The organism is Nonomuraea bangladeshensis, assembly GCF_039529455.1.
GTDB classification, from domain to species: domain Bacteria; phylum Actinomycetota; class Actinomycetes; order Streptosporangiales; family Streptosporangiaceae; genus Nonomuraea; species Nonomuraea bangladeshensis.
This window is the reverse complement of record NZ_BAAAMV010000016.1, coordinates 85,737-107,466: the sequence shown is the minus strand read 5'-3', so window position 1 is coordinate 107,466 and position 21,730 is coordinate 85,737. Positions and strand designations below refer to the sequence as shown.

Annotated in this window: 24 protein-coding genes and 1 tRNA gene; 15 read left to right on the top strand and 10 right to left on the bottom strand. The window is 68.8% G+C overall.

Annotation, left to right across the window (positions count from 1 at the left end):
* Positions 1-8 precede the first annotated feature (8 nt).
* Together ABD292_RS42640 and ABD292_RS42635 are read right to left on the bottom strand one after the other, a co-directional pair.
* Positions 9-914 (bottom strand): M56 family metallopeptidase, encoded by a 906-nt coding sequence (locus ABD292_RS42640; protein ID WP_344217952.1) that lies wholly within the window; start codon positions 912-914, stop codon positions 9-11.
* Positions 911-1,357 (bottom strand): BlaI/MecI/CopY family transcriptional regulator, encoded by a 447-nt coding sequence (locus ABD292_RS42635; RefSeq protein WP_344217950.1) that lies wholly within the window; start codon positions 1,355-1,357, stop codon positions 911-913. Before ABD292_RS42635 ends, ABD292_RS42640 begins: the two co-directional genes overlap by 4 nt.
* On the opposite strand from ABD292_RS42635, the gene ABD292_RS42630 reads away from it, so the two are divergent.
* Positions 1,356-1,862: an O-acetyl-ADP-ribose deacetylase gene (locus ABD292_RS42630; protein WP_344217948.1), complete on the top strand. Its 507-nt coding sequence runs from the start codon at positions 1,356-1,358 to the stop codon at positions 1,860-1,862. The genes ABD292_RS42635 and ABD292_RS42630 overlap by 2 nt on opposite strands.
* Here ABD292_RS42630 and ABD292_RS42625 read toward each other — a convergent pair.
* Together ABD292_RS42625 and ABD292_RS42620 are read right to left on the bottom strand one after the other, a co-directional pair.
* Positions 1,859-2,659: a class I SAM-dependent methyltransferase gene (locus ABD292_RS42625; protein ID WP_344217946.1), complete on the bottom strand. Its 801-nt coding sequence runs from the start codon at positions 2,657-2,659 to the stop codon at positions 1,859-1,861. The genes ABD292_RS42630 and ABD292_RS42625 overlap by 4 nt on opposite strands.
* Before the next feature lie 38 nt (positions 2,660-2,697).
* Positions 2,698-3,438 carry an SDR family NAD(P)-dependent oxidoreductase gene (locus ABD292_RS42620; RefSeq protein ID WP_344217944.1) on the bottom strand — a complete coding sequence of 247 codons (741 nt, stop codon included), beginning with the start codon at positions 3,436-3,438 and terminating at the stop codon, positions 2,698-2,700.
* A 111-nt stretch (positions 3,439-3,549) separates the two neighbouring features.
* Between ABD292_RS42620 and mshA the strand changes: the two genes are divergently transcribed.
* Genes mshA through ABD292_RS42605 form a run of 3 tightly spaced genes read left to right on the top strand, consistent with a single transcriptional unit; the run spans position 3,550 to position 6,099 of the window.
* Positions 3,550-4,827 (top strand): D-inositol-3-phosphate glycosyltransferase, encoded by a 1,278-nt coding sequence (gene mshA / locus ABD292_RS42615; protein ID WP_344217942.1) that lies wholly within the window; start codon positions 3,550-3,552, stop codon positions 4,825-4,827.
* Positions 4,828-4,838: 11 nt separating this feature from the next.
* On the top strand, positions 4,839-5,318 hold the full coding sequence (locus ABD292_RS42610; RefSeq protein WP_344217940.1) for a type III secretion system chaperone family protein: 480 nt from the start codon (positions 4,839-4,841) through the stop codon (positions 5,316-5,318).
* Between the two features lie 37 nt (positions 5,319-5,355).
* Positions 5,356-6,099 carry a phosphoglyceromutase gene (locus tag ABD292_RS42605; RefSeq protein ID WP_329585812.1) on the top strand — a complete coding sequence of 248 codons (744 nt, stop codon included), beginning with the start codon at positions 5,356-5,358 and terminating at the stop codon, positions 6,097-6,099.
* Between the two features lie 4 nt (positions 6,100-6,103).
* Here the strand turns inward: ABD292_RS42605 and ABD292_RS42600 are convergent, their stop codons facing one another.
* Both ABD292_RS42600 and phoU read right to left on the bottom strand, forming a co-directional pair.
* A complete protein-coding gene (locus tag ABD292_RS42600; RefSeq protein ID WP_344217937.1) occupies positions 6,104-6,337 on the bottom strand; it encodes a hypothetical protein in 234 nt (77 codons plus the stop codon).
* A 49-nt stretch (positions 6,338-6,386) separates the two neighbouring features.
* On the bottom strand, positions 6,387-7,031 hold the full coding sequence (gene phoU / locus ABD292_RS42595) for a phosphate signaling complex protein PhoU (protein WP_344217935.1): 645 nt from the start codon (positions 7,029-7,031) through the stop codon (positions 6,387-6,389).
* 133 nt (positions 7,032-7,164) lie between these two features.
* Here phoU and ABD292_RS42590 point away from each other — a divergent pair, with 133 nt between their 5' ends.
* Both ABD292_RS42590 and ABD292_RS42585 read left to right on the top strand, forming a co-directional pair.
* Complete coding sequence (locus ABD292_RS42590) at positions 7,165-8,340, top strand: sensor histidine kinase (protein ID WP_344218092.1); 1,176 nt, start codon at positions 7,165-7,167, stop codon at positions 8,338-8,340.
* A gap of 45 nt (positions 8,341-8,385) precedes the next feature.
* A complete protein-coding gene (locus tag ABD292_RS42585; RefSeq protein ID WP_242377497.1) occupies positions 8,386-9,078 on the top strand; it encodes a response regulator transcription factor in 693 nt (230 codons plus the stop codon).
* Between the two features lie 67 nt (positions 9,079-9,145).
* On the opposite strand, the gene ABD292_RS42580 is transcribed toward ABD292_RS42585, so the two are convergent.
* Complete coding sequence (locus ABD292_RS42580; protein ID WP_344217931.1) at positions 9,146-9,727, bottom strand: copper chaperone PCu(A)C domain-containing protein; 582 nt, start codon at positions 9,725-9,727, stop codon at positions 9,146-9,148.
* A gap of 274 nt (positions 9,728-10,001) precedes the next feature.
* Here ABD292_RS42580 and ABD292_RS42575 point away from each other — a divergent pair, with 274 nt between their 5' ends.
* The 4 genes from ABD292_RS42575 to ABD292_RS42560 all read left to right on the top strand — a co-directional run bounded on the left by ABD292_RS42575 (position 10,002) and on the right by ABD292_RS42560 (position 11,824).
* Positions 10,002-10,484 carry a CarD family transcriptional regulator gene (locus ABD292_RS42575; protein WP_020544658.1) on the top strand — a complete coding sequence of 161 codons (483 nt, stop codon included), beginning with the start codon at positions 10,002-10,004 and terminating at the stop codon, positions 10,482-10,484.
* A gap of 17 nt (positions 10,485-10,501) precedes the next feature.
* Positions 10,502-10,975, top strand: coding sequence for a 2-C-methyl-D-erythritol 2,4-cyclodiphosphate synthase (ispF, locus tag ABD292_RS42570; protein WP_344217929.1), 474 nt, complete (start codon positions 10,502-10,504; stop codon positions 10,973-10,975).
* 187 nt (positions 10,976-11,162) lie between these two features.
* Positions 11,163-11,459 carry a GlsB/YeaQ/YmgE family stress response membrane protein gene (locus tag ABD292_RS42565; protein ID WP_344217927.1) on the top strand — a complete coding sequence of 99 codons (297 nt, stop codon included), beginning with the start codon at positions 11,163-11,165 and terminating at the stop codon, positions 11,457-11,459.
* Between the two features lie 95 nt (positions 11,460-11,554).
* On the top strand, positions 11,555-11,824 hold the full coding sequence (locus ABD292_RS42560; RefSeq protein WP_026214636.1) for a GlsB/YeaQ/YmgE family stress response membrane protein: 270 nt from the start codon (positions 11,555-11,557) through the stop codon (positions 11,822-11,824).
* A 120-nt stretch (positions 11,825-11,944) separates the two neighbouring features.
* Here the strand turns inward: ABD292_RS42560 and ABD292_RS42555 are convergent, their stop codons facing one another.
* A complete protein-coding gene (locus ABD292_RS42555; protein ID WP_344217925.1) occupies positions 11,945-13,405 on the bottom strand; it encodes a DUF2637 domain-containing protein in 1,461 nt (486 codons plus the stop codon).
* A 52-nt stretch (positions 13,406-13,457) separates the two neighbouring features.
* Between ABD292_RS42555 and ABD292_RS42550 the strand changes: the two genes are divergently transcribed.
* The 4 genes from ABD292_RS42550 to ABD292_RS42535 all read left to right on the top strand — a co-directional run bounded on the left by ABD292_RS42550 (position 13,458) and on the right by ABD292_RS42535 (position 16,416).
* The gene (locus tag ABD292_RS42550) at positions 13,458-13,844 is read left to right on the top strand and encodes a PPOX class F420-dependent oxidoreductase (RefSeq protein ID WP_344217923.1); all 387 of its coding nucleotides are present in this window, start codon (positions 13,458-13,460) and stop codon (positions 13,842-13,844) included.
* 43 nt (positions 13,845-13,887) lie between these two features.
* Positions 13,888-15,279 carry a cysteine--tRNA ligase gene (cysS, locus tag ABD292_RS42545; protein ID WP_344217921.1) on the top strand — a complete coding sequence of 464 codons (1,392 nt, stop codon included), beginning with the start codon at positions 13,888-13,890 and terminating at the stop codon, positions 15,277-15,279.
* A gap of 66 nt (positions 15,280-15,345) precedes the next feature.
* Positions 15,346-16,323, top strand: coding sequence for a 23S rRNA (guanosine(2251)-2'-O)-methyltransferase RlmB (gene rlmB, locus ABD292_RS42540; protein ID WP_344217919.1), 978 nt, complete (start codon positions 15,346-15,348; stop codon positions 16,321-16,323).
* A gap of 20 nt (positions 16,324-16,343) precedes the next feature.
* A tRNA-Thr gene (locus tag ABD292_RS42535) sits at positions 16,344-16,416 on the top strand.
* 96 nt (positions 16,417-16,512) lie between these two features.
* Here the strand turns inward: ABD292_RS42535 and ABD292_RS42530 are convergent.
* Positions 16,513-16,920: a hypothetical protein gene (locus ABD292_RS42530; protein WP_344217917.1), complete on the bottom strand. Its 408-nt coding sequence runs from the start codon at positions 16,918-16,920 to the stop codon at positions 16,513-16,515.
* Between the two features lie 177 nt (positions 16,921-17,097).
* On the opposite strand from ABD292_RS42530, the gene ABD292_RS42525 reads away from it, so the two are divergent.
* Positions 17,098-17,583, top strand: coding sequence for an HAD family hydrolase (locus ABD292_RS42525; RefSeq protein ID WP_344217915.1), 486 nt, complete (start codon positions 17,098-17,100; stop codon positions 17,581-17,583).
* 313 nt (positions 17,584-17,896) lie between these two features.
* On the opposite strand, the gene ABD292_RS42520 is transcribed toward ABD292_RS42525, so the two are convergent.
* Positions 17,897-20,233, bottom strand: coding sequence for a hypothetical protein (locus tag ABD292_RS42520; RefSeq protein ID WP_344217913.1), 2,337 nt, complete (start codon positions 20,231-20,233; stop codon positions 17,897-17,899).
* Positions 20,234-21,730: the final 1,497 nt, after the last annotated feature.

Here is a 21,730-nt window from a genome sequence, read left to right as displayed (position 1 = left end):
AGCAAGCATCAGAGCTGGTAGACCCACAGGGTGGGAGCGGCGGTGAGCAATGTCACAGCGAGCGTGAGATAACCGTAACGCACCGTCGCCGCGAGCTCGGGACCGGGCTTGACCAGGCGGTTCACCCGCGCCATGACGTTGTGGGCGTGCACGCCGAGCATGCCGTGGGGCGTCGGCATGGCCCCCGCCGAGCCGAACCTGAGCAGCGCCGTGGCGAGCCGCCGCGGCGAGCAGTAGCGCCGGGCCCGGTCGTCGGCGGCCATCTCGATGAGCAGCTCGACCTGCGCCTGCGCGTCGGCCACGACCTTCGACCACGGCAGCGCCCTGCGCAGCGCCGCGAAGGGGAGCAGCACCAGGTCGTGACGCTCGCGTACGTGCGCCGCCTCGTGCGCCAGCACGGCCGCGAGCTCGTCCTGCGACAGAAGCCTGCGCGCGCCCTCGCTGACCACGACCTGCGAGCGCAGCCCGGGGACGCAGTAGGCGGCCGCGCCGGGGTGGTCGAGCACCCGCACGCCGGGGATCGCCGGGTCGTCGTGGGCGATGAGCGCGAGCAGCGTGCGGTGCCGGTGACGCGCCCGCAGCGCCTGGACCCCGGCGGTGAGCAGCACCGCGACGAGGACGGCCAGCGCGGTGACGCCCGCGATCATGGCGAGCACGTGCAGCGCGTCCCACGGGGTGGCCGGAGTCTCCCCCCGCGCGAACGCGATGAGCCCCGGCAGCACGCCGAGGTCGTAGGGCTGGACCGCGTACGCCAGCATCGCGCCGGTCGTCGCGAGCCCCCAGGCCACGCCCAGGGACTGCCAGAGGAAGATGGCCAGCCGCGGCGCGCGCGGAGTCCAGTCGGCTCTGGTGAAACGCCAGGAGCCGACAGCGCACGCCGCAGCGAGCACCGCCAGCGCCGCTGCCGTGATCACTCTTCCTCCAGCTCCGTGAGGGCTCTGCGCAGGATGTCCGCCTCGGGGCCTGAGACGGCCTGGGCGAAGCGGGTGAGGGCGGCCGACCGGTCGCCCGTCATGCCCAAGGCTTCCAGCATAAGCTCGGCGACGTAGGCGTCGCGGCTTTCGGCCGGCTGATATCTCCAGGCCCGGCCGTCGCGGGTGCGCTGCAGGAACCCTTTGCGGGTGAGACGGTCGAGCACGGTCATCACCGTGGTCGGCGCGAGGTCACGGTCGGCGATGAGCCTGCCGACCTCGCGGGCGGTCAGTGCGCCGTCCTCCGCCCACAGGATGTCCATGATGCTGCGCTCAAGCTCGCCAAGACCCTTCACGTCCTTCAGGGTAGCTCTACAAGGCGTCGAGCTGGCATTCGGGTGCCGGATGTCACAGACCCGATTCTTGCCGGGGGAAGAGGCGGACATGAACATCACGCTGGTCCAGGGCGACATCACCGCGCAGCAGGTGGACGCCGTCGTCAACGCCGCCAACTCCTCCCTCATGGGCGGCGGCGGCGTGGACGGCGCCATCCACCGGCGTGGCGGCCCCGACATCCTGCGGGCCTGCCGGGAGCTGCGCGCCGGCCGGTACGGGCGCGGCCTGCCGACCGGCCAGGCGGTGGCCACGACCGCGGGCCTGCTGCCCGCCCGCTGGGTGATCCACACCGTCGGGCCCGTCCACTCGGCCGCGGAGGACCGCTCGCACCTGCTGGCCTCCTGCTACCGCGAGTCGCTGCGGGTGGCCGACGAGTTGGAGGCCGCCACGGTGGCCTTCCCCGCCATCTCCACCGGCATCTACGGCTGGCCGATGGACGACGCCGCCCGCATCGCCCTGGCGGCCGTGCGGGCGGCGGAGACGTCGGTGACGGAGGTGAGGTTCGTGCTGTTCGACTCGGCGGCGTACGAGGTCTTCGAGGCCCGGCTCGGTTAGGGCACGGACCGGGGGTCGATGGCGGCCCACGGCAGCGTCAGCTCGCCGAGCCGCCACCGCCGCCACCCGCCGAGCGGCGGCCGGTCGCACACCGGCCAGGAGCCCATGAGGAGGCGTACGGCGGCCAGCCAGCGCTGCCGCGCCCCGTGCGCCCCATAGGGGGCGCTCACCGCCCAGGCGTGGTCGAAATCGCGCAGGAACGCATGGATCCGCTCACCCGGCACGTTCCGGTGGATGAGCGTCTTCGGCAGCCGGTCGGCGAGGTCGGAGGGCCGCTCGAAGGCGTCGAACCTGGCCGAGAACGTCAGCGTGCCCGGCCCCTCGGGCGACAGGCCCACCCAGACCGCCCGCCGCCCGTTCTCCGAGCAGGTGCCCTCGACCAGCGCGCCGTCCGGGGCGAGCTTGCCGCACAGCACCTCCCAGTAGTGCCAAGCGTCCGCCTCGGGGTACTGGCGCAGCACGTTGAACGCCCGGACCAGCGCCGGCGGCCGGTCCACGGGCAGCTCGAAGCCGCCGAGCCGGAAGCTCAGGCCCTCCCGCTCGTACGGCTTCGCCAGCGCCACCCGCGCCGGGTCGATCTCGATGCCCACCACCTCGACCCGGGGCGCGACCCGGCGCAGCCGGGTGAACAGCTCCAGCGTCGTGGTGTGCGAGGCCCCGTAGCCCAGGTCGACCACCAGGGGCCGCTCGGCCGCCCGCAGCCGCCGCCCGTGGACCGCGACCACCCAGCGGTCGCTGCGGCGCAGCCGGTTGTGGCCCGTCGTGCCCCTGGTGACGGCCCCGACGGGCCTGCTCATCGGACCCTGCTCACTGCACCCTGCTCATCGGACCCTGTTCATCGGACGCGGTGCACCTTGTGCTGGGCCGCCTGGGCGCGCGGCCTGATGACCAGGCGGTCGATGTTGACGTGGGCCGGCCTGGTGACGCACCAGGCGATGGCGTCGGCGACGTCGTCGCTGCTCAGCGGGTCGGGGACGCCTTCGTAGACGCGGTCGGCGGCCTCCTGGTCGCCGCGGAACCTGGTGACCGCGAAGCCCTCGCTCCGCACCATGCCCGGCGCGATCTCCACCACGCGCACCGGCTGACCGACCAGCTCCAGGCGCAGGGTCTCGGCCATCGAGGTCTGGGCGTGCTTGGCCGCGCAGTAGCCGCCGCCGCCCTCGTACGACACCAGGCCGGCGGTCGAGGTCAGCATCACCAGCACGCCGTCGCCGGAGTCGATCAGCTTGGGGGTCAGCGCCTGCGTCATGCGCAGGGAGCCGAGCACGTTGACGTCGTACATGCGCTGCCAGTCGTCGAGCCGCCCCTCGGCCACGGACTCCAGGCCGAGCGCGCCGCCCGCGTTGTTGACCAGCACGTCGCAGCGCTCCAGCGAGGCCGCGAGCGTGGCCACCGACTCGTCGGAGGTCACGTCGAGCGTCACCGCCCGGATGCCGGGCACCTCGGCGGCCAGCTTGTCGAGCCGGTCGCGCCGGCGCGCGCCGGCCACCACGTCGTACCCCTCGGCGGCGAGCCGGCGCGCCGTCGCCTCGCCGATCCCGCTGCTCGCCCCGGTCACCACAGCCGTCTTCCGCATGCCCCACATCCTGCCAGCGCGGGGCCGGCGCGTCTGACGTGCCCCCGGTGTGGTCACATGTCGGGAATGTCGTAAAAATCTGGATGGTTAGCAGCAGGGAGGTGATGTCGAGTGAGGCGACGACGGGTCAGCCGGGTCGCGACCATCAGCATGCACACGTCGCCGCTGCACCAGCCCGGTACGGGCGACGCCGGCGGCATGAACGTGTACATCGTGGAGTCCGCCAAGCGGCTCGCCGAGCTCGGCGTGGAGGTGGAGATCTTCACCCGCGCCACCGCCCGCGACCTGCCCCCCGTGGCCGAGCTCGCCCCCGGCGTCCTCGTCCGGCACGTCACCGCCGGCCCGTACGAGGAGATGGACCGCGCCGACCTGCCCGCCCAGCTGTGCGCGTTCCTGTCCGAGGTGCTGCGCATCGAGGCCATGTACGACCCCGGCCGCTACGACGTCATCCACTCCCACTACTGGCTCTCCGGCCAGGTCGGCTGGCTGGCCAAGGAGCGCTGGGGCGTCCCCCTCGTCCACACCATGCACACCATGGCCAAGGTCAAGAACCTCCTGCTCGCCGCCGGCGACAAGCCCGAGCCGCAGGCCCGCGTGGTCGGCGAGGAGCAGGTCGTGCAGATCGCCGACCGCCTGGTCGCCAACACCGGCGACGAGGCCCGCGAGCTCATCGACCTGTACGGCGCCCCCGAGCAGCGCGTCGCCGTCGTCAACCCCGGCGTCAACCTCAACGTCTTCAGGCCCGCCTCGCAGGCCGCCGCCCGGCACCGCCTGGGCCTGCCGCTGGGCGCGCACGTGCTGCTGTTCGTCGGCCGCATCCAGCCGCTCAAGGCGCCCGACGTGCTGCTGCGGGCCGCGTCCCGGCTGCTCATCGAGGATCCGTCGCTGCGCGGGCGGCTCGTCGTGGCCTGCGTCGGCGGCCCGTCAGGCAACGGACTCGCCCGCCCGTCGATCCTCGCCGAGCTGGCCGTCGAGCGGGGCATCCTCGACGTCGTCAGGCTCGTGCCCGCCGTGCCGCAGCAGGAGCTCGCCGACTGGTACCGGGCGGCCACGGTCACGGTCGTGCCGTCGTACAGCGAGTCCTTCGGCCTCGTCGCCCTGGAGTCGCAGGCGTGCGGCACGCCGGTCGCCGCCGCGGCCGTCGGCGGGCTGCGCACCGCCGTCAGGGACGGCGTCTCCGGCCTGCTCCTCGACACCCACGACCCGGCCGAGTGGGCGCGGGCGCTGAGCCGCTTCGTCACCGAGCCCGCCTGGCGCGACCGGCTCGCCGACGGCGCCCGCGCGCACGCCGCCGCCTTCGGCTGGCAGGCCACGGCGTCCCGGCTGGTGGAGGTCTACGCGGCCGCGGTCGCCCACCTGCACAAGACGCCCGTGGCGATCAATCTGTAGCCTGCGTAACCATGCGAGAGATCGTAGAAGCCGCGCTGAAGGCCTCGGAGGTCACCTACGACGAGCCGAGGCCGGGGGCGTTCCTCGTCAAGCTCCCCGGACAGCACAAGCTCGCCACCATGACCTGGCTCATCGTGGGCGAGCGGGTGCTGCACGTCGAGGCGTTCTTCTGCCGCAGGCCGGACGAGAACCACGAGGAGTTCCAGCGCTGGCTGCTGGAGAAGAACGGCTCCATGTACGGCGTGCACTTCTCCCTCGACCCCGTCGGCGACGTCTACCTCGTGGGCCGCGTCCCGCTGGCCGCCGTGGACGCCGACGAGATCGACCGGCTGCTCGGCTGCGTGCTCACCTACGCCGACGACTGGTTCGACCGGGCCCTTGAGCTGGGCTTCGCCTCCTCGATCCGGCGCGAGTGGGCCTGGCGGGCCAAGCGCGGCGAGTCGCTGGCGAACCTCCAGGCGTTCGCCCGCTTCGCCGACCCCGACCGCTGAAAGCCCGCGCGGACCGGCCACCCCTAGGATTGGGGCCATGGCGACTTTGGTGCTGCTACGGCATGGCGAGAGTGACTGGAACGCGAAGGGCCTGTTCACCGGCTGGGTGGACGTGAGCCTGTCCGCCAAGGGCGAGGAAGAGGCCCGCCGGGGCGGCAAGCTCCTGGTGGAGGCCGGGCTGCGCCCGGACATCGTCCACACCAGCCTGCTCAGCCGGGCCATCCAGACGGCCCAGCTCGCGCTGGCCGAGGCCGACCTGGCCTGGCTGCCGGTCAAGCGGAGCTGGCGGCTCAACGAGCGCCACTACGGCGCTCTCCAGGGCAAGAACAAGGCGCAGACGCGCGAGGAGTTCGGCGACGAGCAGTTCATGCTCTGGCGCCGCTCCTACGACGTGCCGCCGCCCCCGATCGCCGACGACGACGAGTTCTCCCAGGCCGGCGACCGCCGCTACGCGCTGCTCCCGCCGGAGCTCATGCCCCGCACGGAGTGCCTGAAGGACGTCGTGGAGCGCATGCTCCCCTACTGGTACGACGAGATCGTCCCCGACCTCTCGGCCGGCCGCACGGTGCTGGTGGCCGCCCACGGCAACTCGCTGCGGGCCCTGGTCAAGCACCTCGACGGCGTCAGCGACGAGGCCATCGCCGGGCTCAACATCCCGACCGGCATCCCGCTGCGCTACGAGCTCGACGCCGACTTCCGCCCGCTCGTCAAGGGCGGCGAATACCTCGACCCCGAGGCCGCCAAGGCCGCCATCGAGGCCGTGGCCAACCAGGGCCGCTGAGGCTTCACCCGCCTGTGGTAGGGCCGAACGGGAGACCCCGTTCGGCCTTGTCCACGCAGTCCGGGCAGACCGGCTGGTCCGCCGAGCGGGCCAGCGCCTCCGGCGTCGCCGGCCGCAGCGTGCCCGCGACGGTGATGCCCGGCGGCAGCCCGGTCGCCCGGTCCACCAGGAACGTCGTCACCTCCGCGGGGTCGTAGTCGAACTCCCGCCTGCACGCGTAGCAGCGACCGCGCTCCATGAGGCCCGCCCCTTCCGACGCCCGACGGGCCCCAGCCTACGACGTGGTTTCAGCTCGGGCGGCTGCCGGTGACGAGGTAGACGACGTCCTGCGCGACCCGTACGGCGTGGTCGGCGTAACGCTCGTAGTAGCGGCCGATGAGCGTGACGTCGATCGCCGACTCCACCCCGTGCGGCCAGTCCTTGCTGAGCAGCATCCGGAACAGCCGGCGGTGCAGCCGGTCCATCGCGTCGTCGTCCTGCGGCAGCTCCAGCGCCGACTCCACGTCGCGCGAGGCGACGCAGCTGCCGGCCTTGGTGACGAGGGCCTCGGCGATCTGGCCCATCTCCACGATCGTGGAGCGCATCTGCGCCGGGATCGCCGAGTCGGGGTGGCGCAGCCGGGCGACCTTGGCGACGTGGACCGCGAGGTCGCCCATCCGCTCCAGGTCGGTGCCCATGCGCAGCGCGGTGATGACCAGCCGCAGGTCCACCGCCACCGGCTGCTGCCTGGCCATCAGGTCGAAGATGGTGGTCTCGATCTCGGCGAAGATCGCGTTGACCTCCTCGTCGCGCGAGATGACGCTCTCGGCGATCGCCAGGTCCGAGTCGAGGAGGGCGGTGGTGGCACGGGAGATGGCGGACCGGACCAGCCTGGTCATCTCGACCAGTTTGTCGGTCAGTCCTTCGAGTTCTTCATGGTAGGCGTCGCGCATGTCGTCACCGTACGAGGCGCATGATGAACGAACTTCGACCGCGAGATGAACTTTCCACGAAAGGGACGTTCATCCCCTGATGAGAGGGCATGTAGCCCGAAGCGGGCCACCTACCATCGAAGACATGAGTGAGATGGCCATGAGCTTCGCGGCCCTGGCCGGGTTCGTCGTGGGAGCCCTGGCGGTCCTGTTCTACCGCAACCAGATCGAGGCGCCGAGCCGCGCCGCCGCCGACGAGGGGGCGACGCCGGGGACGGCGCTGCCGCAGGGCGTGGCCTCCGTGCTCGCCGTGCTGCCCTCCTCCGCCGTGGTGCTCGACGCGCACGACCGGGTGCTGCGCGCCAGCTCGGCGGCGCGGGCGTTCGGGCTGGTCAGGGGGGACCGGCTGATGGCCGCCGAACTGCTCGCCCTGGCCCGCCAGGTACGCCGCGACGGCGAGATCCGCGAGAGCGAGATCGACGTCGCCGGGCACAAGTTCGGCCAGGAGACCACAAACTTCGCCGTCCGCGTCGCGCCGCTCGGCTCCTACGGCCAGGTGCTGGTGCTGGCGGAGGACCAGACCGAGCGGCGCCGCGTCGAGGCCGTGCGCCGCGACTTCGTCGCCAACGTCAGCCACGAGCTGAAGACCCCCGTCGGCGCGCTCAGCCTGCTGGCCGAGACCATCCAGGACGCCGCCGACGACCCCGAGGCCGTCACCCGCTTCGCCAACCGCATGCAGCACGAGGCGGCCAGGCTCAACTACCTGGTCCAGGACCTCATCACGCTGAGCAGGATCCAGGGCGCCGAGCCCATCCCCATCCCCGAGCAGGTCGCGATCGACGAGGCCGTCCAGGACGCCATCGACCACTGCAACACCAAGGCCGGGGCGAAGGACATCGCGATCGTCACCGGCGGCACCGAGGGCCTGCGCGTCTGGGGCGACGACGAGCTGCTCGTCACCGCCCTGCGCAACCTCATCGACAACGCCGTCGCCTACAGCCCCGAGCACACCCGGGTCGTCGTCAGCGTCAGACCGGCCGGTGACTCGGTCGAGATCAGCGTCAGCGACCAGGGCATCGGCATCCCGGAGGAGGCGCTGGAGCGCATCTTCGAGCGCTTCTTCCGGGTCGACGCGGCGCGGTCCCGAGCCACCGGCGGCACCGGTCTCGGCCTCGCCATCGTCAAGCACGTCGCCGTCGCGCACGCCGGCGAGGTGTCCGTCTGGAGCAAGGAAGGGTCCGGCTCCACCTTCACCCTCCGCCTGCCGGCCTTCGGCGGCACGGCGGTGGCAGTACCACCCGCAACCCCTCTGGAGGCAGCCCGTGACTGAGCGGAGCCCACGAACCATCGGACACAGCACCCCTAAGGAGGCGTCGTGACCCGGGTGCTCGTCGTCGAGGACGAGGAGTCGTTCTCCGACGCCCTGTCCTACATGTTGCGCAAGGAGGGGTTCGAGGTGTCGGTCGCGGCCACCGGACCGGAGGCGCTCGACACGTTCGACCGCAACGGCGCCGACCTGGTGCTGCTCGACCTCATGCTGCCCGGCCTGCCCGGCACGGAGGTGTGCCGGTCGCTGCGGCAGCGCTCCAAGGTGCCGGTGATCATGCTGACCGCCAAGGACAGCGAGATCGACAAGGTCGTCGGCCTGGAGCTCGGCGCCGACGACTATGTCACCAAGCCGTTCTCCTCGCGCGAGCTGGTCGCCCGCATCCGGGCGGTGCTGCGCCGCCAGGGCGACGTCGTGGAGGAGCTGGAGAGCGCCGTGCTCGCCGTCGGTCCGGTGCGCATGGACGTCGACCGGCACGTGGTGGCGGTGCGCGGCGAGCAGGTGCAGCTGCCGCTGAAGGAGTTCGAGCTGCTGGAGGTGCTGCTGCGCAACGCCGGCCGGGTGCTCACCCGCGGCCAGCTCATCGACCGCGTCTGGGGCGCCGACTACGTGGGCGACACCAAGACGCTCGACGTGCACGTCAAGCGCCTGCGCGCGAAGATCGAGGCCGATCCGTCCAACCCGCGGTGCATCCTCACCGTGCGCGGCCTCGGCTACAAGTTCGACGTGGTGGACGACTGAAAAACCCCTTGTTCCGGTACGTGACGCGTACCGGGACAAGGGGTTTTCCGCTGTCTCGGGGCTGTCGCTAGTGCGACTCCTCCTCGGCGGGGGCCGAGGCGGAGGGAGTGGGCGTGGGGGCGGGGGTCGCGCCGGGGGCCGGGGGGTATTCGGCGAACTCGCGGCTGCGCGTGACCACAGGCACGTTGAGGGACACGGTGCCGGCGTTGGCGAACTGGAGGTCCAGCTTGATGGTCTCGCCGCCCCTGAGGCTCTTGGAGATGCTCTCGAGCATGAGCTGAGGGCTGGGCTTGCCGGTGTTGACGAGCTGGTTGCTCGGGATCTGGATCGGGCTGGCGATCTTGACGCTGCCCATGTTCCCGGCCGAGACCGCCTGCAGGGTGTCGGGGGTGGCCGCGGTGTTGAGGATGTTGAGGTAGATCGGGGCGGAGCCGCGCCACGGGAGCTGGGCTCCGGAGTCGGGGCCGAGGATGAACGCCTGCGGGATGTTGATGCCACGCGAACCGTAAGCGCCGTTCTCGATCAGAACCTGAGCTTCGTTAGGGGCGTACGGCTTGGCGGTGGTGGCGTCGAATCCCGCGCCGCAGCCGGCGAGCACGGGGGCAGCCAAGAACGCTGCGGCGGCGACAATCCAGCGACGGCTGGTCACGAGCGGGTACTCCTTGGGTCTTGCGCATGCGTGTCGGGGGCTCTCGCGCATGTATCAACGGCGCGTGAGTGCAGCGCCAACCATATCGATCCGAATCCATGGTCATATCCGCGCCCCCGCAGGTCATTCGCTATGTCCGGAAATGTCAGGCATAGAGTTGAGCGCATGTCAAGCCCCAATATGCGGCTTTGACCTGCAGTTATGAGGATTTCACTGTTCCGGGAGGCTGTGGATGCGTGGTACCCTGGAGTACAGCGGAAGGGGTACTTGTCACATGACTTTCCAGGTCGGCGACACTGTCGTCTACCCCCACCATGGGGCTGCTCGGATCGAAGCAATCACGACGCGATCCATCAAGGGTGAGGAAAAGACCTACCTGGTGCTCAAGGTCGACAAGGGCGACCTTACCGTCCAGGTGCCAGCCGAAAACGCAGAACTTGTCGGTGTGCGCGATGTCGTCGGCCAGGAAGGCCTTGAGCGGGTTTTCGATGTCCTTCGCATGCCGCACACGGAAGAGCCGACCAACTGGTCTCGTCGATACAAGGCCAATCTGGAGAAGCTCGCGTCCGGAGATGTGAACAAGGTCGCCGAAGTCGTTCGGGACCTGTGGCGGAGGGACCGCGAGCGCGGTCTGTCCGCGGGCGAGAAGCGCATGCTCGCCAAGGCGCGCCAGATCCTGGTCAGTGAGCTGGCGCTCGCCGAGAAGACCAATGAGGACAAGGCCGAGGCCCTTCTCGACGAGGTTCTCAACAGCTGAACACGAATCTTCCACGGGTGGGCGTCGGTGTCGACGTCCACCCGTTCGCTTCCAAGGACTCAGGGCGCGAGCTGAGCCTCGCCGGGCTGCGCTGGCCGGGGGAGCTCGGGCTTGAGGGCCACTCCGACGGCGACGCCGCCGCCCACGCGGCCTGCGACGCGCTGCTGTCCGCGGCCGGCCTCGGCGACCTCGGCCGCCTGTTCGGCACCGCCGACCCGCGCTGGGCGGGCGCCACGGGCGTCGTCCTGCTGGAGGAGACCGCCCGCCAGGTGCGCGCCGCGGGCTACGAGATCGGCAACATCGCCGTCCAGGTGATCGGCAACCGGCCGAAGCTCGCGCCGCGCCGCGTCGAGGCCGAGCTCGCGCTGACCAACGCCGCGGGCGCGCCCGTGAGCGTCTCCGCCACCACCACCGACGGGCTCGGGCTGACCGGCCGTGGTGAGGGCATCGCCGCCGTCGCGACCGCGCTGGTGGTGAACCTCTCCGGCTAGCCGGGCGTCTCTCATGTGGGATGCGTGAGGGTGTCCCGGCGGGTCGTCAGCCAGCCCGCCTGAATCGGAGGCGGCGGTTCGTCACTGGCGCGGTACGGACCGCCGCCTTCTTCGTACATTGGGTTGTTTGTCCTGTTCAGGGGTACGTCTTCCCGAGACATGTGAACGTCTTCGGGGGGAGCTACACATGATCGGCGCGATTGTCTCCGCCGTGATCATCGGCGCCATCGTCGGTGCACTCGGCCGCCTGCTGGTCCCGGGCCGGCAGAACATGTCCATCGGGCTGACCCTCATCGTCGGCATCGTCGCGGCCTTGATCGGCACAGCGATCGCGTCAGCGCTCGGCGTGGCCAACACGAAAGGCATCAACTGGATCGAGCACATCATCCAGATCGTTCTGGCCGTCATAGGCGTGCTGCTCGTCACCCGGATGGGCATCAGGGGCGGTCGCGGAGGACGTTCTCGCGGCAGTACGACCACATGACCTGCGCAAATCAAAATCAGCGCATAATCGCCGGAGATCGGGTAGCGACATTCCCGTGAGCGTGAATGGGTCACCTCACGGGGAGGTTTCGAACCATGACAATCCAGTCCATCCTTGGCGCCATCGTGATTGGTGCCGTGATTGGCGCAATCGGTCGCCTGCTGCTTCCCGGTAGGCAGGCCATCGGGTGGATCCTCACCGTCGTCGTCGGCATCGTGGCCGCCCTCGTGGGCACGCTGCTCGCGCAGGTGCTGGGCGTGGAGACGACCCCCGGCATCGACTGGATCGAGCTGGTGATGCAGGTCGTGCTCGCCATCGTGGGCGTCGGCCTGGTCGCCGGACTCAAGCGCGGCCACCGCGTCTAGCGAACGCGAACAGACAGCAGGCCGGCGGCACGGCACTGGCGCGCTTACGCCGGAGATGCGCCGGACATACATCGGCCCGCCTCGCTCCGCGAGGCGGGCCTTCCTGCTGCGGCTTGTTCGTCAGTCCTCCGGCTCCGGAGGGCGCGGAGTGCTCCGCAGACGGCCGGACGGGGCCGGGGTGTCCTCGCGGATCACCGGGTGGGGGGCCGTGTCCTCTAACTCGCCCTCAGGGGCGTCCGGCGGGGACTGGGGCTTTGAGGGTTCGTCCCTGATGACGGGCTGGGGCTGGGTGTCGGCGTTCCTGGGGTCGGGGCGGGGGTGGACCAGGACGTCGGTGGGCTTGTAACGGTCACCCCAGCGGACCGGGCGGGTGGGGGGCTCCTGCGGTCGGGGGGCGGGTTCTGCGGGCTGTGCGGGCTCTGGGGCGGCGTCCTGGCTGGGCTGAGCGCCACGGCCCTCATGCTCGTCGTCCAGAGCGTCGTTGTGATGGTCGTCGCGGGGGGCGGGGTGTTCCTGCGGCGGCTCCTGGGCGCGCTCAGACGCGGGTGCGTCCGTGAACTCAGGCCGGGACTCCGGCTCCCGGAACTCCGGCTCTCGAGACTCTGGCTCCCGAGACTCCGGCTCTCGAGACTCTGGCTCCCGAGACTCCGGCTCCCGAGACTCTGGCTCCCGGGACTCCGGCTCCTGGGGCTCTGGCTCCGAAGCTTGCGGCTCCCGGGACTCCGGCTGCTGCCGCTCCTGTTCCCGGAGCTCCGCTGACTGCCCCGAAGCCCGCTCCGAAGCCCGCCCCGAAGCCCGCTCCCGGTCCTGGGGCTCCTGGGACTCTTTGGCGGCATGCCATTCGGCGACCTGAGCCGATACTGGGGCCTGAGGCGATGCCGGAGCGCTCAGCGACCCGGGCTCGTCGTCCTCCCTCGTGGCCGCCGCCCCCGCTTCGTAAGGCGAGACCGGGGGAGTCTCGGGGGCGGGGGTGGGCCCGACGACCGGCGTGGGCTCGAGCACCGCGGCCGCCGCCGCAGCCGGGGAACCCGTCGTACTCGCCGTCACCAGGGGCGGCGGACCCGCCTCGGCCGCGCTTCGCCCCCGGTGGAACGGCACGATGTCCGTCTCCGCGGCGCCGTCGTCCCCGGCACCCGAGGCACGCCCACCGGTCACCCTCCCGCCCGACTGGACGTGCTTGATCAGCAGCAGCCACAGCCACAGGGCCACGGCGAGCATGACCCACGGAGCCAGCGCCACCCCCACGGCCACCTGCCGGGCGTCGAAGGCGAAACGCGTCGCGGTGGCCACGTTGACCGCCGCCGCGGCGACGATGAGCAGGACCAGCACGGTCGCCGCCTGCACGCGTACCAGCACGCGGGCCGAACGCAGCAGCAGCACGCACACCAGCGCGACCACGAGCAGCGCGTCGAAGGCGGCCGGGTAGAGATAGGCGAGGTCGGTCCTGGCCTCGCCGACGACGGCGAGCGCGCGCAGGTCGTCGAACGAGAGCGCGCACGCGGCACCGGCGAGCGCGGCGACCGCGAGCCCCGCGAGGGCGATGCCCAGGCGGCGGAGCAAAGAGGGGGGAGTCACGTCCATGGCGGTTTCGAGCCTACAGAAGAATGTGATCCGAGACCGATCAAGGAGAGACATGGCCGAGTTGCCCGAGGAAGCGCGCAAACTCCTGGACGCGCCCAATTACGCCACCGTCACCAGCCTCAACGCCGACGGCGGCCCCCAGTCGACGGTGGTGTGGGTACGCGCCGACGGCGACGATGTGCTCTTCTCCACCGTGAAGGGCCGCGTGAAGCCGCGCAACTTCGAGCGCGACCCGCGGGCGAGCCTGCTGATCATCGACCCCGATGATCCGTACCGGTATCTGGAGGTCCGGGGCACGGTGACCATGACTCCGGACCCCGAGGGAGCCCTGATTCAGGAGCTCTCGCAGAAGTACCGAGGCCAGCCGTGGCAGGACAAGCCGGGCACCGAGCGCCTTGTTGTCCGGATTCGGCCGGACAGGGTCGTGTTGCGAGACTGATTTATCGGCCTGATGACGGCCATGAGGCGTTAGCCTTGCCTTCGTGAGCCTGCACATCTACGACACCAGCACGCGCGCCATCCGTGAATTCGTTCCGGTCGAAGCCGGCCGGGCGTCGATTTACCTGTGTGGGGCCACCGTGCAGGCTCCGCCGCATATCGGGCACATCCGCTCGGGCGTGAACTTCGACGTGCTCCGGCGCTGGCTGACCCGTTCCGGCTATGAGGTGACGTTCTGCCGCAACGTCACCGACATCGACGACAAGATCATCAGGGTGTCGGCCGCGGAGGGCGTGCCCTGGTTCGTGGTGGCCGAGCGCAACCAGCGGGCCTTCACGTGGGCGTACGACACGCTGGGCTGCCTGCCGCCGACGGTCGAGCCGCGGGCGACGGGGCACGTGCCCGAGATGATCACCCTCATGCAGCGGCTGATCGATCGCGGGCACGCCTACGCCTCCGGCGGTGACGTCTACTTCGACGTCCGCTCCTGGGCCGACCACTACGGCTCCCTCTCCAACCAGAAGCTGGAGAACATGCGGGGCGCGGGCGACACCGACGACGAGAGCTGCAAGCGCGACCCGCGCGACTTCGCCCTGTGGAAGGGCGAGAAGCCGGGCGAGCCCACCTGGCCCACGCCGTGGGGCCCCGGGCGTCCCGGCTGGCACCTCGAATGCTCGGCGATGGCCACGAAATACCTCGGGCCGACGTTCGACATCCACGGGGGCGGCATCGACCTGATCTTCCCGCACCACGAGAACGAGATCGCCCAGTCCCAGGCGGCCGGCGACGGGTTCGCCCGCAACTGGATGCACAACGGCATGCTCAAGATCGGCGCGGAGAAGATGAGCAAGTCGCTCGGCAACTCCCTGCTGATCCCCGAGATGGTGCAGAAGGTGCGCCCGGTCGAGCTCCGCTACTACCTGGCGGCGCCGCACTACCGCTCCTCCATCGAGTACTCCGAGGAGGCGCTGCTGGAGGCGGCGGCCGCCTACCAGCGCATCGAGGGCTTCGTCACCCGCGCCGCCGAGGTCATCCACGACGTGGACGCGGACGCGCCGCTGCCGCAGGCGTTCGTCGACGCTCTCAACGACGACCTGGGCACGCCCCAGGCGCTGGCGGTCGTCCACGAGGTGGTGCGCGAGGGCAACGTGGCGCTGTCGCGCGGCGACAAGGAGGCCGTGGCGCGGCTGCTCGCCGAGACCCAGAACATGCTCGACGTCCTCGGTCTCGACCCGCGTTCGCCGCAGTGGCGCGGCACCGGCTCCGACCTGTCGCCCGTCGTGGACGCGCTGGTGGCGGTGGCCCTGGAGCAGCGCAAGGCGGCCCGCGCCCGTAAGGACTACGCGGCGGCCGACGCGATCCGCGACCAGCTCGGGGCCGCGGGCATCACGGTCGAGGACACGCCGCACGGCGCCCGCTGGGAGCTGTCCCGCTGACGGAGCCTCACTCCGCCCGAGTGCGAGTGGAGTGAGGCGCCCGGCGGCCCGAGTACCCTTGTTCACATGGCAGCAGGCGGTAGGGCTTCGGGCAGGCCCGCGAAGAAGAAGGGCCCGACCAAGGGCACCGGAGGCCAGGTGCGCCGCGGTCTCCAGGGCAAGGGCGCGACCCCGCCTGCCGAGATGCGTCACTGGTACAAGGACAAGGCCCGCTCCGAGCGCGTCGCGCGCGAGGAGCGCGGCGGGGGCACGGGCGCCCGCCGCCCGTCCGCCGGAGCGTCCCGTCAGCGCCGCTCCGAGGACACGCCGGAGTACATCGGCGGCCGCAACCCGGTCCTGGAGGCCCTGCAGGCCGGCGTGCCCTGCACCGCCCTCTACGTCGCCCAGCGCATCGACAACGACGACCGCGTCCGCGACTCCATCAAGATCGCCGCGGAGCAGGGCATCGCGCTGCTCGAGATCACCCGCGACAAGCTCGACCGCCTGACCGAGGGCGCGGTCCACCAGGGCATCGCACTCCAGATCCCGGCGTACGACTACGCGCACCCGTCCGACCTCGTCGAACTCGCGCAGGACGCCGCCGAGACACCGCTGATCGTCGCCCTCGACTCGGTCACGGACCCGCGCAACCTCGGGGCCATCGCCCGCTCGGCCACCGCGTTCGGCGCCCACGGCCTGCTCATCCCGTCCCGCCGCTCGGCCGGCGTCACGGCGGGAGCCTGGAAGACCTCGGCCGGCACCCTCGCCAGCCTCCGCGTCGCCCGCGCCTCCAACCTCACCGCCGCCCTCCGCGAATACCGCGACGCCGGCCTGTTCGTCATCGGCCTGGACGGCACCGGCGACACCGACATCGCCGACGTCGACCTCCTGGCCGAACCCGCCGTCATCGTCGTCGGCTCCGAGGGCAAGGGCCTGTCCCGCCTGGTCCGCGAACAATGCGACGTCCTGGCCCGCATCCCGATGCAGGCCGCCGCCGAATCCCTGAACGCGGGGGTGGCGGCCGGAGTGGCGTTGTACGAGGTCGCTCGTCAGAGACGCCTCTAGCGTCTACACTGATAGGCCGCGCCGACGTAGCTCAATCGGCAGAGCATCTGTCTTGTAAACAGAAGGTCAGGGGTTCGATTCCCCTCGTCGGCTCTGCAGCTCAAAGGCCCTTCGGGATGATCCCGGAGGGCCTTTGTGATCTCCGTACAGCAGCGCCGTACAGCAACGGCCTCGCACCGAACCAACGCACTACTTCACGCCGAGCTCCTTACGCACTGCATGAACGTAGTTGTCGAAGGCAGCTTGGAGATCATCAAGATGCTGCATCCCATTCGTCCCCATGTAGGCCATTAGCTGATCCCTGGCCTTCTCCGCCGCGCGATAGCTCTCTGCGGAAGCGAAGACCTGGACCGTCAGCAGTGCGTTGAACAGGGCTTCGAACTGGTCTGGATCGAGGTCGGAGGGGGCCGGTCCCTCGTCGTACATCGTGTGGTACGCCGTCGCGTTCCAGTACCGGTTGAAAGTGTTCAGGAACTGGACGTGAGCCTCTCGGCGGTGCTCGTAGGAGCGGGTGATGGTCTCCCTACGGCCTTGCCAGAACTGGGTCAGTGCGACTCCACCGAGCGCGCTTACTGCCCCGAGAATGACCTGCCACATACCGTCCTTCTCCTGATCGAGAGCTGTTCCAGCCCACAGTGTCAGGAGAATCGGTGGCTTCAGTACCGATCAAGAAAAATGCCCCGCTTAGATCAGCGGGGCAGGCGTTGAGTAGATCTAGGTTTCAGGTTGGTGGAGTTTGCGCGAGCCGATCCAGAGCCTTACGGGTCTCGGGACTTGCGCCGCACGGCCGACATCGCGCCGGAGCTGGTCGACAAGGTGGAGACCGCGCTCATGGGCAACGAGGTCGAGGCCGCAACCAGCGCCGAGATCACGCCGGGTGTTCGCGAGTTCCTCGAAGCGTGCGCGGAGGCCGGCAGGCCGGTCGCCATCGTGAGCAACAACTCCGCGCCCGCTATCGAGACGTTCCTTGCTCTGGCCGACTTGGGGGAGTGGATCACCGCGGTTTCCGGGCGCCCGATTGGAGCGCCGGAGCAGATGAAGCCGCACCCGCAGTCTGTGCTGTGGGCATGCAAGGCGCTGGGCGTCGAGCCAGGCGAGGCCGTGCTAATCGGGGATTCCGACTTCGACATGCAGGCCGCGCGCAACGCCGGAACGTGCAGTATCGCCTACGCCAAGGGGTCAGGAAAGGCCGACAGGCTTACGCAAGCGGGAGCCGATGCAGTGACCGGCAGCATCGCTGAACTGGTCGAGCAGCAGTAGCAGGTCAAGATCAGCAGCCGCGCAGAGCGGTGCATGATTCAAACCTTCCCTACGTCATCAAGCCCCGCCCGATGGGCGGCGGGCGGCCGGGCGGTCCGGGCGGGCGTGCGGCCTCTCCGGGCCCGTCCCGCCCGGCCACCCCGCCGCACCAACGAACGCAGGCAGAAGACGCACACAGGACGTTCACCAGCACCATGCGAGATTGGCCCCGGGACTGAGCCGATGAGGTCAAAGCCTGCCTTCGGCCGGAGCACTCCGGGGCCGGGCGATCGCCACATGGCCCTGCACGTATGGGTGGCTGGGGCTGAGGGTCTCAACCGTCTCCCGAAGCGGGGGCAGATGTATCCAGCTCAGCATGCTCGACGGCGATAGGCGAATGCGCGTCCAGCAGCTCAGTAAATGGCGTGTCGTCGACGAACTTGAGGCGCAGCGGCTGATGCGAGTGGAGCAGCCGGATCCCATGCGGGACTAGCTGTGGAACCGCGACGTCGGGTAGCCAGGGCGCCGCGGTAGCGGATCCACTGAGTAAGAGCTCACGGCGCTCGCCGTCCTGCAGGACATACTCCGTTCGGCCGACGAAGTCGGTGACCGTCCTGGTGCACACGTACACGTTGGGGAATAGCCCATTGTGACGCAAGGTCGAGACCACCCGGCGGATCGAGGCACAAGCCATGGCGATTTCCGGTTCCTGAGGGAGCGAGGAGCGTGGGTGGCTGAGACCGTTCCTCACCCTTGCCACTTGGCCTGACCGCAGGTCCGCCGCGACACCGTGAAGCACGCTGATGATCTCTTGGAGTGATCCTGGTTCGATGTCGAAGACCAGGCTTCGGTGCAGGAAAGGGAAAGAATGTAGGGGCGAGTGGCGTGCGAGGTGGGGGAATGAAGCGTATGGCCTGTCCGCGGCGGGGATCAGGGCCTCGGGTTCCGCGCACATTCCGGCGATCATTGCGAATGTTTCGACGAGGGTGCCGAGTGCGTTGGCTCCGTCAGAAGAGTACTGTATGCCCCCGCGGGCCACCGCGGCCCTGGCGAGCAGAGGGTTGGCGAAGGCGCGCGCCCAGGACACACGGTACGTGAACCGCTGATCGCGCTTCTCGGGGTAGTGGTCGGCGAACATGAGCCAGCAAACGTAGGTGATCGTTTCCTGGAGGAGTTCTTCCAAGGCGACGAACAGGCTGACCCCGGAGCTGCGAACTTCCTCCGCATCCTGCTCCGTCTGGACGGCCCCATACTGCTCAAAAGCCGGAAGATGCCGAAGGACACGTGCCTCGACCACAGGCGGCGGAGGGAGCGGCATGCCGAGTTTCCAGAGGATCCGCTGCACCAGGACCCGCTCATTGTCTGCACTGGTTGGCAGCTCGAACCGTCCAGGGCCGACCAGTCGGAAGGCGTGCGTAGTCTGGGCGCGGCTGGCGAGCACGAGGGAACTCAGAGCATCCTCGGGTGTCCGGCTGGCCACAAAGTGCTCCAGTTGGTCCTGGACGCTCTTTCCTGGCTCGTTGCGCAGCGCCCATGACAGATCCTCCCTCAGGGGGCCGTCGTATAGCGCAAGCAGGAAGTTCGTTAGCCGGAGCGACGTCCAATTCCGCCGAGGCCTGAAACGTACCCCCAACCGACTCAGCTCGGCCTGACTGTTGAAGTAGCCGCCTTCGGTATGACGATTCCGGATTGGATAGCGAGTCTCGCTAGGGCCGAGGACGATCTCTCCAACGTCAACCAGCCGCTCCAAATGGCAGATGATCTCCGCGTTGGAGACGATCAGAATGAGCTGCAAGAGTTCAGCCTCGGATACGCCGGCAGCCAGGTCCGACGGTGCCTTGCGGGATGCGCCGCGGTCGAGGAGAAGATTTGCTTGCTTCCGAAGGCCGTTCGAGTCCTGTGTGAGCAATGACGCGAGGAGAGCCCTTCGCTCATAGGTGGTCAGCCCGCTCGCCACAAGCCACGGCAAGCCCCAATCATTGTTGGGACGATAGTAGGCCTCATCCGGCTTCATGATGTCACCAAAAAGTCGGGTGATCGCGATAGAGAGAGGAATATCCCTGCCGATGCTGCTATAAATCACTCCAGCATCCGTGGCGCCCGTACTAAACTTGACATGATTGACTTCGGGGCAACCCGGGTCGACGCAGACCACCTCGGCGCCGCACAGTGTGTTCGGCAGGCACCTGTGCTCGGCCACAGGCACGATGCCAAACGGTCCGACCGTGAGATCCGCGACCTGGAAGACCCCCTGTGGCAAGAGTTTGATGATCTCCATGCTCTCTTGGTGGGGCAGGAATCTTTGGTGGTCTCGGCCGTGGACGCTCATGTAGGCGGCCTCGACCTCGTTGCTGTAAACCCAGGGATAGCGGATCTTCAAAGCGCGGATGTCGGCGCCCAACGCGTCAATGAGGACGGGAAGATCGGTTGCCTTGTAATCCACTAGAAAGTTGTCACCCAGGGCAAATTGCCCGAGGATAGCCGCCTTGATGTCAGCCGGAGTCTTGTCCGGATGCTCGGCAGAGAGGGAGTCATAGAGATCGGTGCCGCCATCAGAGAGCGCGATCGCAGTGTCAAAGGCGTCCGGGAAGTGGTAGCCGTTCGACAGGATGCAGTCCAGTGTGAACTCACGGACGGCGAAGAGTCGTTGGAAGTTCAGATCTTCACGCAAGTCCATGCTCCTCAATCGCTAGGACTCCTCTAATATCGCAGTGGAGTCTCCCATGGCTCGAAATTTTGGAAACGCGTGGATTCCGTTGGGCGTCAGCTAACAGTGGTGGGGGGTGGGCAGATGTGCGCTTCGCTCGGGTCCTGCTGTCGTAGCCACTATCCACCCCGCAGGGGACTGTTGTCCGATCACAACATGATCGAGAGTGTGGTGTTCGCCTGACGAAGCAAGAGAATCGCTGATGAACGGGTTGATAAACACAATTATTCCCGTCACAACCAAGGGCTCTGGTGCCGTTTTACCGTCTTGCGGTCGATTTGTCGCCTCCAACCCGGAACTACCTGGTCGTAATCACCCGGAAGCATCGCACGGCGAGCGGCACGCCCTGGCGGCGGCCCCATCCCGGGCAACAGGCCATGCTCGTCCGCACCGACCGCGTTAAGGCAGACCGACCGTACTACTCGGTTAGCACCGCCCATGGTATGAACATCCAACTCATCTCCTCCTCGACCGGGACGATCATCTGGACCTCCGACGCGCTGCCAGGCACAACCTATCGTCGTCCTGCACAACTACATCGTTTGAGAATGAAAATGCATTACTGCAGATCGCCCGATAGTGGGAGCGACACTGGCCGTGCTCCAGGAGGAGGAGTCATCGCTCTGCCGTAGCGAGGGAGTTACGCAGCTGAGCGGGAGGGCTGGCCGGTGGAGTGCTGAATGGCCAGCTAAGTGGCAGCGGCTACGGATAGGGCCGGACGATTATAGGCGACGGATGACCGTCCGCGCAGGTCAGGTAGCACGTAGGCCAGGCTCTTGACCTCGATGAAATGGTTTCGCGTCGAAGTGGTGGAGGCCGAGACGATCGCTCACTTCGGTACTCGTCGTTGGGCCTGGGGCGATCGCTGCCGCGGACCGACTTCGTCGGCCCTTGCCACCGAATCCGAGGGCTGAGGTCTGCTGTACAGCAACCAGTACAGCAACGCCGACTCGGCCAACCGCACGGCGACCGGCTAGATCTGCTGGTCAAGTCTGTGCGAGGGTCATCGACGTGCCGTCTGCCCTGCCCTTGTAAACAGAAGGTCAGGGGTTCGATTCCCCTCGTCGGCTCTGCAACTCAAAGGCCCCTTCCGGGATTCGGGAGGGGCCTTTTTTTGATCTCTGTGCAGCCGCGCCGTACAGCAACGGCCTCGCACCGATCCGACGCCTACTGCACACGAAGCTCCTTACGCACTGCACGGATGTAGTTGTCGAAGGCAGCTTGGAGATCGTCGTGATGCTTCATCCCATCTGTCTTCGTGTAGATGATCAGATGATCCTTGGCCTTCTCCGCCGCCCGATAACTCGCTGCCGAGGCGAAGACCTGGACTGTCAGCAGCGCGTTGAACAGGGCTTTGAACTGCGCTGGATCGAGGTCGGGGGGCCCTGGTGGTACTTCGTGTGGAACGCCGTCGCATTCCAGTACCCGTTGAAGGTCTTCAGAAATTGGGCATGAGCCTCT

Coding starts and splice junctions, on each gene's coding strand:
- ABD292_RS42630 (WP_344217948.1), top strand. CDS start 1,356: ATGAACATCACGCTGGTCCAGGGCGACATCACCGCGCAGCAGGTGGAC.
- ABD292_RS42635 (WP_344217950.1), bottom strand. CDS start 1,357: ATGTCCGCCTCTTCCCCCGGCAAGAATCGGGTCTGTGACATCCGGCAC.
- ABD292_RS42625 (WP_344217946.1), bottom strand. CDS start 2,659: ATGAGCAGGCCCGTCGGGGCCGTCACCAGGGGCACGACGGGCCACAAC.
- ABD292_RS42620 (WP_344217944.1), bottom strand. CDS start 3,438: ATGCGGAAGACGGCTGTGGTGACCGGGGCGAGCAGCGGGATCGGCGAG.
- ABD292_RS42610 (WP_344217940.1), top strand. CDS start 4,839: ATGCGAGAGATCGTAGAAGCCGCGCTGAAGGCCTCGGAGGTCACCTAC.
- ABD292_RS42605 (WP_329585812.1), top strand. CDS start 5,356: ATGGCGACTTTGGTGCTGCTACGGCATGGCGAGAGTGACTGGAACGCG.
- ABD292_RS42600 (WP_344217937.1), bottom strand. CDS start 6,337: ATGGAGCGCGGTCGCTGCTACGCGTGCAGGCGGGAGTTCGACTACGAC.
- phoU (WP_344217935.1), bottom strand. CDS start 7,031: ATGCGCGACGCCTACCATGAAGAACTCGAAGGACTGACCGACAAACTG.
- ABD292_RS42590 (WP_344218092.1), top strand. CDS start 7,165: ATGGCCATGAGCTTCGCGGCCCTGGCCGGGTTCGTCGTGGGAGCCCTG.
- ABD292_RS42575 (WP_020544658.1), top strand. CDS start 10,002: ATGACTTTCCAGGTCGGCGACACTGTCGTCTACCCCCACCATGGGGCT.
- ABD292_RS42565 (WP_344217927.1), top strand. CDS start 11,163: ATGATCGGCGCGATTGTCTCCGCCGTGATCATCGGCGCCATCGTCGGT.
- ABD292_RS42560 (WP_026214636.1), top strand. CDS start 11,555: ATGACAATCCAGTCCATCCTTGGCGCCATCGTGATTGGTGCCGTGATT.
- ABD292_RS42555 (WP_344217925.1), bottom strand. CDS start 13,405: ATGGACGTGACTCCCCCCTCTTTGCTCCGCCGCCTGGGCATCGCCCTC.
- ABD292_RS42550 (WP_344217923.1), top strand. CDS start 13,458: ATGGCCGAGTTGCCCGAGGAAGCGCGCAAACTCCTGGACGCGCCCAAT.
- rlmB (WP_344217919.1), top strand. CDS start 15,346: ATGGCAGCAGGCGGTAGGGCTTCGGGCAGGCCCGCGAAGAAGAAGGGC.
- ABD292_RS42530 (WP_344217917.1), bottom strand. CDS start 16,920: ATGTGGCAGGTCATTCTCGGGGCAGTAAGCGCGCTCGGTGGAGTCGCA.